Here is a 15,681-nt window from a genome sequence, read left to right on the forward strand (position 1 = left end):
TCGGATGAGTCGCCGCCCCGTTCTCCGTTCCAGCTCAGATCAGCACTCGACGAGCAGGCCCTTGATCGCGGCCTCGCCCTTCGTGGCGTCGTTGGCGACGAGCGCCGACTTGATCTCCTTCGCCGCGTCCTTGCACTTCTGCGAGCTCACCGCGTCGGCCTCGGCCTTCTTCTGCGCGGCCACCGCCCGGTCGGTGTCCTCAGCGCTGTTCTCGGCCTTCTTGGTGAGGTCCGCGATCTCGCGGTCCTTGCCCTCGACCTGAGTGGACAGTTCGGCGGAGCGCCCCTTCTCCTGGAAGAAGAGCACGCCGAACGCGGCACCGGCGCCGGCGAGCAGCACGACGAACAACGACAACACGACGATGCCGGTCTTCTTCGGCTTCGGCGGCACGGGTGCCGGTGCGACGGGCTGCTGCTGCAGCGGCGGCGCGAACGCGGAAGGCGTGTACACGTCGAACTGCGGTCCGGCGGGCGCGATGTCCTGCTGCTGCACGGTGGTGTCCGCAGACTGCTGCGGATCGAAAACAGGATTGGTCATGATTCCCCCAAGGAAGTCCCCCTGCGCCTATCATCGCCGGACCGTCAACGGCGTTACGTGAGCTGAGCCACGGCGTCAATGACCAGGTCGAAGAACCGGTCCACGTCCAGCCCGACGGCCACCTGCGCGTTCGGTTCCCGGCCGAGCCTGCCGTGCAGGTCCACGACGGTCGCGCCGCGCGTGAACGTCCCCGTGGTCTCGATCCCCACGAACGCCTCGACGCAGGTCACCAGCGTCGGGTCGATCACCCGCGCCACCGCCACCGGGTCGTGCAACGGGGGTGCCGCGAACCCGAACACGTCGCGGTAGGTCGCCGCGAAGAACGTCATCAGCTCCGCGCACGTCCGCCCGAGCGGCCCCAGGGCGTGCAACTGAGCCACGATTTCCGGCGTCACCAATGCCTGGTGCGTCACGTTCAGCCCGATCATGGTGATCGGCACGCCGCTGCCGAAGACGACGGCGGCAGCCTCCGGGTCGACGTAGATGTTGAACTCCGCGTACGGCGTGGTGTTGCCGCGCTCGGTCGACCCGCCCATGAGCACGATCTCGCGCACCGCGGCCGGCCCGTACCGCCGCAGGTACATCGCCACGTTCGTCAACGCGCCGGTGGCCACCAGCGTCGCCGGCATGTGGGCGTGCATCACGTCGATCGCGTGCTCCTCGGTCACGCCGACGGTCAGCGGGCCGAACGCCGGACCGTCCATTCCGGACTCGCCGTGGATGTCCTCCGCCACGTACAACGGTCGTACCAACGGTTGTGCGCACCCGCGCGCGATCGGCACCGAGATGCCGGCGGCGGAGCAGATCCGCCGGGCATTCGCGGTGACCTTGTCCAGCGTCTGGTTCGCGGCCACGGTGGTGATCGCGCGCAGGTCGATCTCGGGTGAGCCGGCCGCGAGCAGGATCGCGATCGCGTCGTCGTGGCCGGGGTCGCAGTCGAGCACCACAGGAGTCGGCATGACCTCATCTTGACGAGGCCGGGGCGGATGCGGCTAGCGTGGAGAAAACGTTTTCAGGGGAGGCCGGGGATGACGCGCAGGCGATATGTGGTGGTCGGGACCGGATCGAGGGCGGAGCGGCACGTCCACGCCATCGCGGTCGAACACGCGGACACCTGCGCACTCGTGGCGTTCGCCGACGTGAACCGGACCAGGATGGACGTCCACAACGACCGGCTCGCGGAACTGGGGGTCGAGCCTGTCCCCACGTACGACGCCCAAGACTTCCTGAAGATGCTCGACGAGCAACGGGTCGACGTGGTGGTGGTGACCACCGTCGACCGTTTCCACGACACGTACATCATCGAGGCGCTGGATTCCGGTCGTGACGTCGTGACGGAGAAGCCGATGACGACGGACGTCCCGTCGGCCCGCAAGATCCTGGACGCGGTGCACCGCAACGAAGGCAGCGTCACGGTCACCTTCAACTACCGCTACAACCCGATCCACGAGAAGGTGCGCGCGCTGCTCGCGGACGGCGCAGTCGGCGAGATCGGGTCCGTCCACTTCGAGTGGCTGCTGGACACCCGGCACGGCGCCGACTACTTCCGCCGCTGGCACCGCGACAAGGCCAACTCCGGCGGTCTCATGGTCCACAAGGCGACCCATCACTTCGACCTGCTCAACTGGTGGGTCGGCTCGGTGCCCGAGACCGTGTACGCGCACGGCCGGTTGTTCTTCTACGGCAACGAGAACGGCGAGCGTCACGGTTACAAGCACGACGACAGGTTCGACATCGATCTGGAGCGCAACGCCTGGCTCAAGAAGCTCTACGTCGACGCACGGCACGAGGACGGCTATCGCCGCGACCAGAACCCGTTCGAACCGGGTGTGTCCATTGAGGACGACATGTCGGTGCTCGTGCGCTACGCCAGTGGTGCGAACCTGACCTACCACCTGACGGCCTACTCGCCGTGGGAGGGCTACCGGCTGATGGTCAACGGCAGCAGGGGCCGTCTCGAACTGGAGGTCGTCGAGAACTCCTGGGTGTCCGGCCAGGACCCGTCCGTGCACGGCGTCGCCGCGAACCCCGAGCAGGGATGGGCGAAGCTCTCGGTGCACCGGCTGTTCGAGGAACGGCAGGACGTCCCGCTGGAGTACGACCGGGACGGGCACGGCGGCGCCGACGGGCGCATGGTCGACGCGCTGTACGGACCCGCCGGGCAGGAGGACCCGCTCGGCCGCAAGGCGACGCACTACGACGGCGCGCTCTCCCTGCTGACCGGGTTCGCCGCCAACCGCAGCTTCGAGACCGGGCAGCCGGTCCGCGTCGCCGACGTCCTCGACCTCCGATAGCGGTCATCGTGCTTCCGGCGCCATTGCCCGTTCGGGTGGCTGTGTTGACGCTTCGGACGCCGTTGGTGCCGGGATGCTGCCGCAAACGAGTCTTGGTTGGCGCGGCGCATTGAAATTACCGGCACCTCGGCTGATGCTGGTGGCCGCGTTGGTGGCGGAGTCCGCCCGAGAAGGGTGAGAGCGATGCGTGTTGCGCTGGTCGGTGCTCGGGGACACGGGGCGCGGCACGTGGAGAACCTGGTCCGGCTCGGCCACGACGGGCTCGCCACGTTCGTCGGCGTGGTCGACGTGGCGGACGTCGACGTGCCGGTGCCGTCCTACCCGGATCTGCCGTCGCTGGCGGCAGAGCTGCACCCCGAGGTCGTCGTGGTCTCCTCGCCGCCTTCGACGCACCGCGACCTCGTGCTGGCGGCGTTCGAACTGGGCTGCGACGTGCTCGTCGAGAAGCCGGCGGTGCTGTCGGTGACCGACTTCGACGAGATCTGCGCGGTGGCGCTGGACCGCGGCCTGGTGTGCCAGGTCGGCTTCCAGACGCAGGGCACGGGTTCGTACCGGCGGCTCTGCTCGTTGATCGGCTCCGGGGCGCTGGGCGACATCACCGGCATCGGCGCCGCAGGGCGTTGGGTGCGCTCGGATTCCTACTACGAACGCTCCGAGTGGGCCGGGCGGCAGGGCGAGGACGGAACGCTCGTCAACCCGTTCGCACACGCGCTGCAGAACGCGCTGCTGCTCGCCGATGTCGAGGAACGAGCCGACATCGCTGTCGAACTGGAGTTGTACCGGTGCCGCGACACGATCAGTGCGGACGACACGGCTTGTGTCCGCGTCACGGCTGATGGCGCGCCGCCGGTCGTGGTCGCCACCACGCTCTGCGCGACGACATCGTTGCCACCGGTCGTCCTGGTGCACGGAACGCTCGGTCAGGCCGTCTGGTGGTACGACGACGACAGGCTGACGGTCAACGACCACCGCATGGCCGTGGCGCCGCCGGTCGACCTCCTGGAGAACCTCATCCGGCACCGGCAGACCGGCGAGCCCCTGGTCGCGCCGCTGGCCGCCGCGCGGGCGTTCACGTCGATCGCCGAGCAGTGCGGCAAGGCCGACGTGCCGCTGCTCCACGCCCGCCGCGTCGGTGAACGGGTGGTGCTCGACGGCATCGACGAGGTCGTCGTGCGGGCGGCCGAGAAGATCGCGACGTTCACGGAACTGGGCTGCGGTTTCGGGCGGTAGTCTGCCGCGCAGTTCGTCGCGTTCGGGGAGAGTTGCGTTGGACACCTACATCGACCTGAAGGACGTCCGGGTCACCGGCTACGTCAGCATGGGCCTGATCGCGCTGGTCGTCGCCGAGTCGATCTGGGGCACGATCAACGACTGGCAGGGCGGCTCGTCGTCGTGGAGCTTCCTCGCCATCATGCTGGTCGTGCCCGCGGGCGTGGCGTGCATCGTGTGGTTCCGCGGTGTGACCCACAACGCCGAGGCGATCGCGTTGCACGGCGTGCGGACGGTGTCGCAGGTGTGGAAGGCGAGCGACCCGGAGCAGCGCGAGGTGCCGTTCGCCCAGCGCGTCGCGAGCCCGTTGATCAAGCCCTGGCAGTACGCGTTCCTCGCCATGGTGCTGGGCGACGTGTTCGAGTCGTTGCTGCTCGACACGCCCCTCTACGTGGTGTTCTCGACCCTGTCAACGTTGTGTGCGACAGGTGCGGGCGCCCTTGCCTGCTTCCTCGTCTTCCGCATCTCGATCATGCAGCAGCGGTTCGCGGTACCTCAGCGCAAACGCGGCTAGGTAGGGTATAGTTCTTCGTTGGTTGCAGTTTCGTGTTCGTGTCTTTCACGCTCGCCAAACTTCAGTTGCGAGTGCTTCTCCTTCTTCACGGTTGGGGCAAGGCTCATGACCAACCACGGAGCGGCTGCACAGTGCGGCTCGCTCTTCAGTAATCAAGGAGAAGCAGTACATGGCAAACGGCACCGTCAAGTGGTTCAACGCTGAAAAGGGCTTCGGCTTCATCGCCCCCGAGGACGGCGGCGCTGACGTCTTCGTCCACTACTCGGCCCTCAACGGCGGCGGCTACCGCAGCCTCGAGGAGAACCAGAAGGTCTCGTTCGACATCACGCAGGGCCAGAAGGGCCCGCAGGCGACGAACGTCACCGCTCTCTGACGTTGTTTCACCCCGAAGGGCCTCCGGAATCTTCCGGGGGCCCTTCGGGCTTTCCGGCGCCGTCCCGCACCGTGTTGTGGTCATCGGGTTTTCGCTAGCCTGGCCCGATGCCGTTGCTCGGACCAGCTGATCCGCTGCCGCACGTGCCCCGGCGCATCCTCGTCGCCGGCAACGCCGGATCCGGCAAGTCGACTCTCTGCCTGCGCATCGCCGAGCAGCACGCGCTGCGGCGCGTCGAACTGGACAGCCTCCACTGGGGTCCACAGTGGACGCCACGGCCGGAGTTCTTCGCGGAGGTCGCCGCGTTCGCGCAGGACGACCACTGGGTCACCGAGTACCAGTACAAGGCGGCACGGCCCGTGTTGCTCGCCAGGGCGGACACGGTGGTGTGGCTCGACCACCGGTTCCCGGTCGTGATGGGACGGCTGGTGAGTCGCACGATCAGACGTCGCGCGGCAGGCGTGGAGTTGTGGAACGGTAATCGGGAGTCGTCGCTGTGGTCGGCGTTCACCGATCCCGGGCACATCCTGCGGTGGGGCTGGAAGAGCTACCGGCGCAACCGGGTCAGGGTGCTCGCCCTGGTCGACGACGTGGTGGTCGTGCGGCTGCGCGGGCAGGCGCAGGTGGAGCGGTGGCTCTCGGGTCCGCTCGCCTCGGTCGGGGAGGAGCGTGCTCGGTGAGAACTGCGCTGGTGCTGGGCGGGACGGGCATGCTGGCCTGCTGCGCGGGACAACTGGTGGCACGCGGATGGCGGGTGGTGCTGCCGTCGCGCACGCAGCCGCTGATGGCCGACGACGGTCCCGGACGGGCGGCGCGAGCGTCGATCTCGCGCGGACACCGGCCGACGTGGGTGAGGGCCGACTGGGCGGAGCCCTCCGAGCTCGCGGAGGAGGTCGAGTACGAGCTCGACGGCCACCTGGTGAACTTGCTCGTGGCGTGGGTGCACGACAGCTATCGCGTGAGGGTCCTCAACGCCGTGCGGCACCTTCTCGCAGAGAGCGCGCCGGTGGTGGAGGTGCACACGTCCGCACCGGTGCCGGACCCTGTGCTCCCGCACCCGACGCAGCAGGTGTTGCTCGGTCACTTCGCGCACGACGCCACGCTGCGCACGAACCGTGCGGTGCTGCAGGCCGTCGAACGAGGACTGGAGGGACGGGCGCCCTCGCTGCACCACGAGGACGCCCGCTGAAGCCTTACCGGACTTCGCTCTTCACGATCTTGGCCCGGCCGATCTCCGCCTGCACCTTCGCGCCGACCGCCACCTCCACGAGCTGGCGGACGACCACGTCCTCGTTGCGGATGTCCGCGATCTTCTGCTTGGTCACCGTGACGAACTCGAACGCGCTGACCTCCGCCGCCTCGATCTCGGCGACCTCCCGGAAGTCCTCGCTGAAGTCCAGCACCACCTCCGCGCCGTCGAGGACCACCAGCTGGTAGTCCGACGGCACGTCGGAGGCGAAGCCCTTCGTGAACTCGCCGGCGACCTTGATGCCGTCGGCCGTCTCCTCGAGGTCGAGGACGCCGGCGACAGGGGTGAACAGCGCTTCCTGGAAGTCGGCGGTGGCCTTCACCGGCTCGGGCTCGGCCAGTGCCGGCGAGGCCGTGAGGGCGATGGTCGCGAGCAGGGCGGTAGCGATGGTCAGCAGTTTCGGCATTCCTCGTTCGTACCGGCGGGCGTTTGGCCCTGCTCGGTCAAACGCGTCGCTCGATCGTGCGTCGACGATGTGCGGTTCGCCCCGACGTCGCAGGTCACCGAGCCGAGCGCATCCCCCGCACCAGCAGCATGACCGACTCGCGCACCTCCGCCCGTGACCGCTCCGGCTGGAACACCTGCCAGTCCAGGGCGATCACGAGCAACGTGCCGAACAACGCCGCCGACGCGGTGCCGACCTCGACCCCTTCGGGCAGGCGGCCCGCGTCGGCCAGGCGCTTCATCTGACCGCGCACGATCGAGACGATGTCGTCGCGCAGCAACGAGAGAGTGCCGTGCCATTGGCCCGGCGTGCGCCACAGCTCCGACACGAGGAGCTGGCCGAACGCCGGGTACTCGGCCCAGAAGCCGAGCATCTCGTCGACCAGCGCCTCCAGCGAGTCCTCTGACCCCTCCGCGGACCGCAGCCGGCCCGCGAGGATCTCCACGCCGTGGTGCAGCAGCGCTTCGACCAGGGCGTCCTTCGAGGCGAAGTTGTAGTAGATCGTGCCCTTGGCGACGCCCGCCTCCGCGGCGATCTCGTCGACCGTCACCGAGGCCGCGCCCCGTTCGCCGACCAGCTTCAACGCCGCGTCGAAGAGCTTCTGCTTGGTCGCCGTCGTCCGCGCGCTCACAGCACGAGCTCCGGCTTCAGCTTGGACGCTGTCCACACGCGCTGCTTGTAGGCCGCCACGGACGCCAAGGCTAGGGCTCCGACCAGCCAGGCGAGAAGGATCAGCGCGTCCTTTCCGACGCTGCCGAGGTCACCGCCGTACATCAGGTGGCGCAGGCCGTCGACCGCGTAGCCCATCGGCAGGCCGTAGTGCAGCGGGTACAGCGGCACCGGGATCGTCTGCCACGGGAACGTGCCACCCGCGCTGACCAGCTGGAGGATCAGCAGGATCAGGCCGAGGAACTTGCCGACGGCGCCGAACGCGGCGTTCAGCGCGTGCAGGATCGCCACGAACGTCAGCGACATCAGCGCGAGGAACCCGAACGTGCCGATGGGGTTCGACGGCTCGATGTCCACCACGAACCGCACGACCGTGAACATCACGAGCACCTGCACGATGCCGAGCAACGCACCCGGTAGCCATCCGCCCAACGCGACCCTGAGTGCTGACTGACCGGCGGCGAGCGCACGGCGTGAGAGCGGGCGCAGCAGCAGGAACAGCACGAACGCACCGATCCACGTCGCCAGGCCCAGGAAGAACGGGGCGAGGCCGGCGCCGTACGTGGCGGCCTTCGTCTGGGACAGGCCGCGCACCGCCACCGGGTCACCGATCGCCTGCGCGATGGCCGCGCGGGTCGGGTCGTCCTGGTTCGGGATCTTGTTCACGCCCCCGGTCAGGCCGTCACGCAGCTGCGCCGACCCGTCGGCGAGCTGCACGGCGCCGTCCTTGAGCTGCGGTGTGCCGGTGGCCGCCGTCCGCAGGCCGTCACGGAGCTGGGCGTTGCCGTCGGCGAGCTTCGTGGCGCCGTCGTCCAGCCTGGCGACGCCGGCGACCAGGCCGGGCATCTTGGACGAGAGCTGCTCGGCGCCGGCGGCCACCTGGTCCGCGCCGGTCGCGAGCTTGCGGAGACCACCCGCGGCGCCCTGCACCTTGCCGTTGGCGTCGTCGACCGGCTTGCGGACCTGACCGATCGTGGCCATCACGTTCTGCACCTGTTCCTCGGTGAAACCCAGGGTGCGCAAGCGGTTGGCGATGTCGCCGTTGGCCTGGTCGAGCACGCCGACGAGTGCCTGGGCCTTCTTCGCGTACTCCTCGGCCTCGGTCGCGGCGGTCTCGTTGCCGGTGGCGACCTGGCGCGCGCCGTCGGCGATCTTCTTGGCGCCGTCGGGCAGCGGCGCGGTCTGCGAGCGGAGTTCGTGCGTGCCGTCACGGAGCTGCGCGGCGCCGTTGGCCGCTGTCACCGCGCCCGTGGAGAGCTGCTGGACGCCGCTGTCGAGCTCGCCGAGCTTGTCGCGCAGGGTCGCGCTGCCGTTCGCGAGCTGCGTGGCGCCGTCGACGGCCTTGGTGGTCTCCTGGCGGATCGTGGAGAAGCCGAGCAGCAGCCTGTCGGCGGCCTCGGTGGAGACCTTCGCCGTGACGGCCCGGCGCACCTCGCTGACGACCTGGTTCGCGATCGTGCTGCCCAGGTAGTTGTTGGCGTCGTTGGTCGTCAGGGTCAGCACGCCCTGGCGCGGCTTGTTCTGCTCGGCGGAGGTGAGCGCCTCGGAGAAGTCCTCCGGCAGCGTGAGGGCGAAGATGTACTCGCCCTTGCGGACGCCCTCGTCGGCGTCGTCGACGACCTTCCAGTTGAACTTCTTGCCGTTGAGCAGCTCGTCCGCGACGTCCTTGCCCGCGTTGAGGTCCTTGGCGCCCTTGTCCTTCACGACCAGTGCGGCGGGCACGTGGTTGAGGTTCGCGTACGGGTCCTTGTTGGCGTACAGGTAGAGCGACGCGTACAGCAGAGGCACGAGCGCCAGAGCCAGGACGGCGAGCTTGGGGAGCTTGCCGGAGGTGATCCGGCGGAGCTCGTTGAAGGCCATGCGAAGGGCGCTCATGCGGTGATCTCCATCTTGGTGTCGTTGTCCTCACCAAGGCGCGCGTGCGGGATGTCGAGGATGTGAGCGGAGGAGTTCGAGCACAGGACGACGACGGACCGTTCGGGGGTCACGTGGTCGTGGGCCAGGGCGAACCACTCGCGCGGGTCGGGGTGGTAGCGGTCGGGGCAGTCGAGGACGAGCGCCGTCACACCGGGACGTGACGCGGCCAGTTCGAGCAGCACCGCGCACCGCGTCCGCGCCGGGACGTGCTCGAAGCGCTTGTCCGCGTGCTCGTCGGCGGCGTGCTCCACCAACCAGTCGTGCACCGCCTTCTTGCCGGACGGCATGCCGTTCATCGCGAGCTCCTCGCCGACGACGGCGGACAGGCTCAACGCTTCCTCCGGCTCGTTCACCTCGGGGGCGTCGACCAGGACGACGCGCTTGCGCAGCGTCTTCGCGTCCGGGGACACGGTGCCCGTCGAGGGCTTCATGCGGCCGGAGAGCAGCAGGCCGAACGCCGTGTGACCGGTGCCGGGCTCGCCCGCGACCAGCGTGAGCTCGCCGGGCTTCACGGTCAGCGAAGTCGGCCGGAGCAGGGGACCATGGCCCCCGTTGACGCCTGCGCGACTTGCGTGGATCTCCACGGCTTTACCCTCCGTTTAAACTGACCGGTCAGTACAAATTCTCCCGCAGACCTCAGCACCCTGCAACTCGGACATAGGTCACCTAAGGGCGGAGGCGGGGCGTACTTCCCAGACGGTCCACAGCGGCCGGTAGCCCTGGCGGGGCCAGAACACGCTGCTCAGCGGGTTCGGCGGGTTGTAGTAGAGGTACGTGCCGACCGTGCCCATCCGGTGGAGCTCCTGGTGGGCGTAGGCGAGGAGCTGCTGGCCGATGCCGCTGCCGCGGGCGCCCGGCAGCACCGAGACGCAGTTCACATAGCCCCATCGGCCCTGGGGGAGTCTCGCCGCCGCGGCCGTGCCGGGCTCGGACGACACGATCGCGCACTCGGCGAGCGCCACCGCGATGCCGTCGCGTTCGGCGAGCCAGATGGGGCTCGCGTTCTTGAGGCGCTCGATCAGCGCGTGGCGCTTCACATGGGCGGCGTTCGGACGCACGATCGTCGAGCCGACGTAGGAGGAGTACTCCAGCTCGACGAGCGACAGCTCCAGCACGGTCTCCAGGTCGTGCGGGGTCGCACGGCGGATCGTGAGCGTGCGGGAGATGTGCTGTGCCGGAGTCCTCAAGCGCACGGCGAGCACGGACAGCGGCACTAGTCCGTGGTCGAGGAACGCCCGTGCGGCTTTGGTGTCGCGGCTCGGCCAGTGCACGACGCACGCCGTGTCGTCGTGCACTTCCTGCGTGTCGAGGTGCCGGCGGAAGCGGGTGAGCAGCGCGTCCATGCCCTGTGACTCGCCCACGAGCGGCAACATCTCCCACACCTCGGCCGCCGACCACAGGCGCGTGGTCGTGTGCGGCTCGAAGGTCTGGTGGCTGATGACCCCGGCCACGCGCGTGCCGTCCGCCAGCGCCGCCGTGATGACGTGGCCGTCCGTGGGCGGTTCGGTGGCAGGCGGGAGCAACGGGTCCAGTGAGGCGAAACGCGCTGACTGGGCCGCCACTAGTCCGCGTGCCGAGGTCATGGCACGTGAGATTACGACGTCAGGCGGGTCCGGAAGATCGCGGTGCCGGGGAAGAGCTTGCCGCGCAGGGGGCTCCACTGGCCCCAGTTGCGGGTGTGGCCCTTCGGCCACTCGGGCTCGACCAGGTCCTCGAGCACGAAACCCGTGTTCGTGAGCGCGCGGACGTAGTCGCCGAGCGTGCGGTGGTGCTCGACGTAGGTCGCCTTGCCCTCCTCGTCCACCTCTACATAGGGCGTGCGGTCGAAGTACGACTGCGTGACGGTGAGACCGAGCGGGCCGGGGTCGTCGGGGAAGATCCACCTCATCGGGTGGTTGACCGCGAACACCCAGGGCGCGCCGGGCCTGAGCACGCGGGCGACCTCGCTGAAGACCTCCTGGACGTCCGCCACGAACGGCACGGCGCCGAACGCGCTGCAGGCGGCGTCGAAGGAGTCGTCGCGGAACGGCAGCTGGTCCGCGCTGGCCTGGACGAGCGGCACGTCGATGCCGGTCTCGGCGTTGTTCCTGCGGGCGTGCCGGAGCATGCCCGCGGAGATGTCGAATGCGGTGACGTCGGCCTTGTTGTCCTTGAGCCAGCGGGCGCACATCGCACTGCCGCAGCCCACCTCCAGGATGCGCTGACCAGCGATTTCACCCAGGAACCGGGCGTCGGACTCGCGCAGGCCCTCCGGGCACCACACGAAGTCGGCCGCACCGAGGAACTCACCGTGCGTCTCGTGGTAGTCGTCGGCGTCCGCGTCCCACCAGATCTGGTTCGCCACGCGCGACTCCGCGGCGTCCGCCCCGCGCTTGACGATGCCGGCGGTGCCGAGCGCTTGCTCCGCGCTCGCGTGCTGGTTGGACACACTGCTCCTTCACATGGGGGCTGGTTTGCTTGCGCGTCTCGCAGCCGCGTACGATATCGCGTGCGTAGTGGGTTAGCGCTGCCCATGATCCAGAAGTGCCGGTTTTCGAGGTCTCTGAGTCGCTGCGCGCGCACCACTTACCCAGCCAATCAATGCCAATCCGTACCGGAGCCACCTACCTAATGTCCACCGACACCACCACCGCCCCCGTTGCCGCTGCTCCCAAGCAGGTCGCGATCAACGACATCGGGACGGAGGAGGACTTCCTCGCAGCTATCGACTTGACGATCAAGTACTTCAACGATGGCGACATCGTTGAGGGCACCATCGTCAAGGTCGACCGGGACGAGGTCCTGCTCGACATCGGCTACAAGACCGAGGGCGTCATCCCCTCGCGTGAACTGTCGATCAAGCACGACGTCGACCCCAACGAGGTCGTCAAGGTCGGTGACGAGGTCGAGGCGCTTGTTCTCCAGAAGGAGGACAAGGAAGGCCGTCTGATCCTCTCCAAGAAGCGCGCCCAGTACGAGCGCGCGTGGGGCACCATCGAGGCCCTCAAGGAGAAGGACGAGCCCGTCAAGGGCACGGTCATCGAGGTCGTCAAGGGTGGTCTCATCCTCGACATCGGCCTCCGCGGCTTCCTCCCCGCCTCGCTCGTCGAGATGCGTCGCGTCCGCGACCTCCAGCCGTACGTCGGCCGTGAGCTCGAGGCGAAGATCATCGAGCTGGACAAGAACCGCAACAACGTGGTCCTGTCCCGCCGTGCGTGGCTGGAGCAGACCCAGTCCGAGGTCCGCAGCGAGTTCCTCAACCAGCTGCAGAAGGGCCAGGTCCGCAAGGGCGTCGTGTCCTCGATCGTCAACTTCGGTGCCTTCGTGGACCTGGGTGGCGTCGACGGTCTCGTCCACGTGTCGGAGCTGTCCTGGAAGCACATCGACCACCCGTCCGAGGTTGTCGAGGTCGGCCAGGAAGTCACCGTCGAGGTCCTCGACGTCGACATGGAGCGCGAGCGCGTGTCGCTGTCGCTCAAGGCGACGCAGGAAGACCCGTGGCGCCAGTTCGCCCGCACCCACGCGATCGGTCAGATCGTGCCGGGCAAGGTCACCAAGCTGGTTCCGTTCGGTGCGTTCGTCCGCGTGGACGAGGGCATCGAGGGCCTGGTCCACATCTCCGAGCTGGCCGAGCGCCACGTGGAGATCCCGGAGCAGGTCGTCCAGGTCGGCGACGACGTCATGGTCAAGGTCATCGACATCGACCTCGACCGTCGCCGCATCTCGCTGTCGCTCAAGCAGGCCAACGAGGGCTTCACGGTCGACACCGAGTTCGACCCGACCCAGTACGGCATGGCCGCCGAGTACGACGACCAGGGCAACTACATCTACCCCGAGGGCTTCGACCCGGAGTCGCAGGAGTGGGGCGAGGGCTTCGACAAGCAGCGTGAGGAGTGGGAGCGCCAGTACGCCGAGGCGCACACTCGTTACGAGGCCCACATGAAGCAGATCAAGAAGGCCGCCGAGGCCGAGGAAGAGGCTTCGGCCGAGGGTGCGGGCAACTACACCTCCGGTGGCGACGCTCCTTCCACGTCCGTGGGCGCGCCGGCTCAGTCCGGTGGCACGCTCGCCTCCGACGAGCAGCTCGCGGCTCTCCGCGAGAAGCTGTCGGGCGGCATGTGAGTCGCTAGTTAGACCTTCGAAGGCCCCTGCACCCTTTTGGGTGTGGGGGCCTTTGTTGTTTGGGGGGCGGGTGGTCGCCTTGCGGGCGGCGAGCTTGCGGTTGCGTGCTTCCCCTGGGGACTCTGCCCCCAGACCCCGGCAATCTGATCGGGGGGCCACGGGCGGGTTGATGGCACGCCTGTTGCGTTGGGCGGCTGCCTGTTGCTTAGAGGGTGGCGTTGGCGGCCCGTTCGGTAAGGACAGCTCGCCTTCGGCTTCGCGTGCTGGAGGGTGGCTCGCCTTCGGCGTAGCGCGATCAGGTGCTTGCCCGTTCACTCTGTGGTGGGGGCCCAACCTTGTTGTGTAGGTTGGCAAACCTATGCGTGGGAACAAGTTCGTCGTGGCGCTGGGTGCCGGTGTGCTGGTGGTTGTTTGCGCCGCCTGTTCTGCTGCCGTGCCGCAGACCCAGGCGCCGCCGCCTCAGATTCCTCGGATCACGCCGTCCACCGCTCCGTCTCGGGTGCCGGTCATGGTGGACCGGGCGTTGCCCGACGACTGTGAGCTCGTGGTGCCCGCTGAGGTCATGAACACGACGCTCGGGCAGGAGCTTCCCGGGGAGCCTCGGATCATCGTCGGCATCAAGGAGCCGGGGATCGGGCGGACGGGGAAGATCGATTGCTACTACGGGATTCCCGACAAGAAGGGGCTGACGGACGCCAAGATCGTCATCGGGTTGTCGGCCTACACCGACGACCTCACGGCTCGTACTCGTGTCTCCGAGAGCGTCGAGGCTGAGCGGGCTGACGGTGCCAAGATCACCGAGGTCGACGTCGGGAAGCAGAAGGGGACGTTGGTCGAGGGGAAGGACGAGCAGCTGTTGATCGGGTCGCTCGGGAAGTCGACGTTCGTGGTGCGCAACCGGAACAACTTCATTCCCAAGGAGAAGCTCATCGCGATCCTGCCGGTGCTGGCCGCGCAGTCGATGACGCCGCCGGTCTAGCGGTGATGATGGCGTCCGAAGCGGACTGAGCTTCCTGCAGCGTGCTGATCGAGCGGCTGATCCGGTCGCGTTCCGCCATCAGGTCGTCCACCAGTTCCGGGCAGATCGACGCGATCAGGCGTTCGCCGTCCACGCCCATGCACGGCAGCACGTCGGTGTCGGCGTACACGCGGTAGCCGCTGGGCAGCCGGTCCGGTGTCAGCAGGCCCTGTTCCTCGTAGTAGCGCAGCAGGCGCTGGTTCACGCCGGTGCGTCGCGCCAGTTCGCCGATCCGCATGTGGTTTTCCCCCTTGACTCTCACACCCATGTGAGACTTCAGCGTCGGATCATGACCACTCGATCTTCGGAGAACGTGCGGGCGTGGCTGGGGCTCGCGGTTCTCGCGTTGCCCACGGCCGTGCTGGCCATGGACGTCACGATCCTCTACCTCGCTTCTCCTCACCTCGCGGTGGGTTTGGGGGCCAGCCCCACCGAGTTGCTCTGGATCCTCGACAGCTACGGGTTCGTCATCGCGGCTCTGCTCGTTCCGATGGGGGCGTTGGGGGACCGCATCGGGCGGCGGAGGTTGTTGCTCGTCGGGGCGGCCGCGTTCGCCGGTGCGTCCGTTGTCGCGGCCTATGCGCCCACGGCGGAGATGTTGATCGCCGCGCGGGCGTTGCTGGGGGTGGCCGGGGCGACGTTGATGCCGTCGACGCTGGCGTTGATCAGCACGATGTTCCGGGAGCGGCGCGGTGCGGCCATCGGGATCTGGGCCGCGTGCTCGTCGCCACCGTGCTGACGGTATATGGGATCAAGCACTTCGAGGTGCTTCCGGCGGTTGCCGGGGTGGCGGTGGGCGTGTGGTTCGTGCGGCGGCAACGGAGGATCGCGCACCCGTTGGTCGAGACGGCGTTGTTCCGCGGGCGTCTACCTGTTGGTCACGCAGCAGCTGCAGCAGGACCTTTCACCGATGCGGGCCGGGTTGCTGTTGTTGCCCGCTTCGGTGGCCATGATCGTCACGTCGGTGCTCGCGCCGCGGCTCGCCGTCGCGTTCGGAGCGGGGAGGACGGTGGCGGTGGTGGGGTTCTTGATCGTGCCGCACGCCGTGGTGCTGGGCATCGTCGTCGTGTACCTGGGGCAGGGTCCGGTAATAGCGTTGAGCACCGACCTCGTAGTGGGTGCCGCACCGCCCGAGAAGGCCGGGTCGGCGGCGGCTGTGTCGGAGACCGGGATGGAGTTCGGGCCGGCACTGGGGGTCGCGGTGATCGGGACGATGGGGGCCGTCACGGGGTTCGGGACGGTCGCGATCGTCGCGGCGGTCGTGTCCGTCCTGCTCGCCCGGCTAACCTGACCGG

18 protein-coding genes and 1 pseudogene are annotated in these 15,681 nt (G+C 68.3%); 10 read left to right on the forward strand and 9 right to left on the reverse strand.

Annotated features, from left to right (window positions below; translation table 11 throughout):
- Window positions 1-39 precede the first annotated feature (39 nt).
- Together LX88_RS13505 and LX88_RS13510 are read right to left on the reverse strand one after the other, a co-directional pair.
- On the reverse strand, window positions 40-537 hold the full coding sequence (locus tag LX88_RS13505; protein WP_258948096.1) for a hypothetical protein: 498 nt from the start codon (window positions 535-537) through the stop codon (window positions 40-42).
- 53 nt (window positions 538-590) lie between these two features.
- The gene (locus tag LX88_RS13510) at window positions 591-1,496 is read right to left on the reverse strand and encodes a nucleoside hydrolase (RefSeq protein WP_258948097.1); all 906 of its coding nucleotides are present in this window, start codon (window positions 1,494-1,496) and stop codon (window positions 591-593) included.
- A 69-nt stretch (window positions 1,497-1,565) separates the two neighbouring features.
- Between LX88_RS13510 and LX88_RS13515 the strand changes: the two genes are divergently transcribed.
- The 6 genes from LX88_RS13515 (at window position 1,566) to LX88_RS13540 (ending at window position 6,176) form a co-directional block, all read left to right on the forward strand.
- Complete coding sequence (locus LX88_RS13515) at window positions 1,566-2,831, forward strand: Gfo/Idh/MocA family protein (RefSeq protein ID WP_258948098.1); 1,266 nt, start codon at window positions 1,566-1,568, stop codon at window positions 2,829-2,831.
- 183 nt (window positions 2,832-3,014) lie between these two features.
- On the forward strand, window positions 3,015-4,061 hold the full coding sequence (locus LX88_RS13520) for a Gfo/Idh/MocA family protein (protein WP_258948099.1): 1,047 nt from the start codon (window positions 3,015-3,017) through the stop codon (window positions 4,059-4,061).
- Window positions 4,062-4,098: 37 nt separating this feature from the next.
- On the forward strand, window positions 4,099-4,614 hold the full coding sequence (locus LX88_RS13525; protein ID WP_258948100.1) for a hypothetical protein: 516 nt from the start codon (window positions 4,099-4,101) through the stop codon (window positions 4,612-4,614).
- A gap of 169 nt (window positions 4,615-4,783) precedes the next feature.
- Window positions 4,784-4,987, forward strand: a complete 204-nt coding sequence (locus tag LX88_RS13530; protein ID WP_030476842.1) for a cold-shock protein — start codon at window positions 4,784-4,786, stop codon at window positions 4,985-4,987.
- A gap of 107 nt (window positions 4,988-5,094) precedes the next feature.
- Window positions 5,095-5,667, forward strand: coding sequence for a P-loop NTPase family protein (locus LX88_RS13535; RefSeq protein ID WP_258948101.1), 573 nt, complete (start codon window positions 5,095-5,097; stop codon window positions 5,665-5,667).
- Window positions 5,664-6,176, forward strand: coding sequence for a Rossmann-fold NAD(P)-binding domain-containing protein (locus tag LX88_RS13540; RefSeq protein WP_258948102.1), 513 nt, complete (start codon window positions 5,664-5,666; stop codon window positions 6,174-6,176). Before LX88_RS13535 ends, LX88_RS13540 begins: the two co-directional genes overlap by 4 nt.
- Window positions 6,177-6,180: 4 nt before the next feature.
- Here the strand turns inward: LX88_RS13540 and LX88_RS13545 are convergent, their stop codons facing one another.
- The 6 genes from LX88_RS13545 to LX88_RS13570 all read right to left on the reverse strand — a co-directional run bounded on the left by LX88_RS13545 (window position 6,181) and on the right by LX88_RS13570 (window position 11,695).
- Window positions 6,181-6,642, reverse strand: coding sequence for a hypothetical protein (locus LX88_RS13545; protein ID WP_258948103.1), 462 nt, complete (start codon window positions 6,640-6,642; stop codon window positions 6,181-6,183).
- A 94-nt stretch (window positions 6,643-6,736) separates the two neighbouring features.
- Window positions 6,737-7,312: a TetR/AcrR family transcriptional regulator gene (locus LX88_RS13550; RefSeq protein WP_170176332.1), complete on the reverse strand. Its 576-nt coding sequence runs from the start codon at window positions 7,310-7,312 to the stop codon at window positions 6,737-6,739.
- Entirely contained in the window at window positions 7,309-9,225 is a 1,917-nt protein-coding gene (locus LX88_RS13555; protein WP_258948104.1) for a YhgE/Pip domain-containing protein, read from the reverse strand. Before LX88_RS13555 ends, LX88_RS13550 begins: the two co-directional genes overlap by 4 nt.
- Entirely contained in the window at window positions 9,222-9,851 is a 630-nt protein-coding gene (locus LX88_RS13560; RefSeq protein ID WP_090067766.1) for an ATP-binding cassette domain-containing protein, read from the reverse strand. Before LX88_RS13560 ends, LX88_RS13555 begins: the two co-directional genes overlap by 4 nt.
- Window positions 9,852-9,929: 78 nt before the next feature.
- Entirely contained in the window at window positions 9,930-10,850 is a 921-nt protein-coding gene (locus LX88_RS13565) for a GNAT family N-acetyltransferase (protein WP_258948105.1), read from the reverse strand.
- 11 nt (window positions 10,851-10,861) lie between these two features.
- Complete coding sequence (locus LX88_RS13570; RefSeq protein WP_258948106.1) at window positions 10,862-11,695, reverse strand: class I SAM-dependent methyltransferase; 834 nt, start codon at window positions 11,693-11,695, stop codon at window positions 10,862-10,864.
- A 182-nt stretch (window positions 11,696-11,877) separates the two neighbouring features.
- Here LX88_RS13570 and rpsA point away from each other — a divergent pair, with 182 nt between their 5' ends.
- Window positions 11,878-13,368, forward strand: a complete 1,491-nt coding sequence (gene rpsA, locus LX88_RS13575) for a 30S ribosomal protein S1 (RefSeq protein WP_090067771.1) — start codon at window positions 11,878-11,880, stop codon at window positions 13,366-13,368.
- Between the two features lie 358 nt (window positions 13,369-13,726).
- Window positions 13,727-14,347, forward strand: coding sequence for a hypothetical protein (locus tag LX88_RS13580; RefSeq protein ID WP_258948107.1), 621 nt, complete (start codon window positions 13,727-13,729; stop codon window positions 14,345-14,347).
- On the opposite strand, the gene LX88_RS13585 is transcribed toward LX88_RS13580, so the two are convergent.
- On the reverse strand, window positions 14,295-14,624 hold the full coding sequence (locus LX88_RS13585) for a MerR family DNA-binding transcriptional regulator (RefSeq protein WP_258948108.1): 330 nt from the start codon (window positions 14,622-14,624) through the stop codon (window positions 14,295-14,297). The two genes, LX88_RS13580 and LX88_RS13585, sit on opposite strands and share 53 nt — an antisense overlap.
- 51 nt (window positions 14,625-14,675) lie before the next feature.
- On the opposite strand from LX88_RS13585, the pseudogene LX88_RS13590 reads away from it, so the two are divergent.
- Window positions 14,676-15,107: pseudogene (locus LX88_RS13590) on the forward strand (MFS transporter); the annotation flags it as partial.
- A 189-nt stretch (window positions 15,108-15,296) separates the two neighbouring features.
- Window positions 15,297-15,677 (forward strand): MFS transporter, encoded by a 381-nt coding sequence (locus tag LX88_RS13595; RefSeq protein WP_258948110.1) that lies wholly within the window; start codon window positions 15,297-15,299, stop codon window positions 15,675-15,677.
- The last annotated feature ends 4 nt before the right edge of the window (window positions 15,678-15,681 follow it).

It is taken from the genome of Lentzea californiensis, assembly GCF_024648825.1.
Lineage (GTDB): Bacteria > Actinomycetota > Actinomycetes > Mycobacteriales > Pseudonocardiaceae > Lentzea > Lentzea californiensis.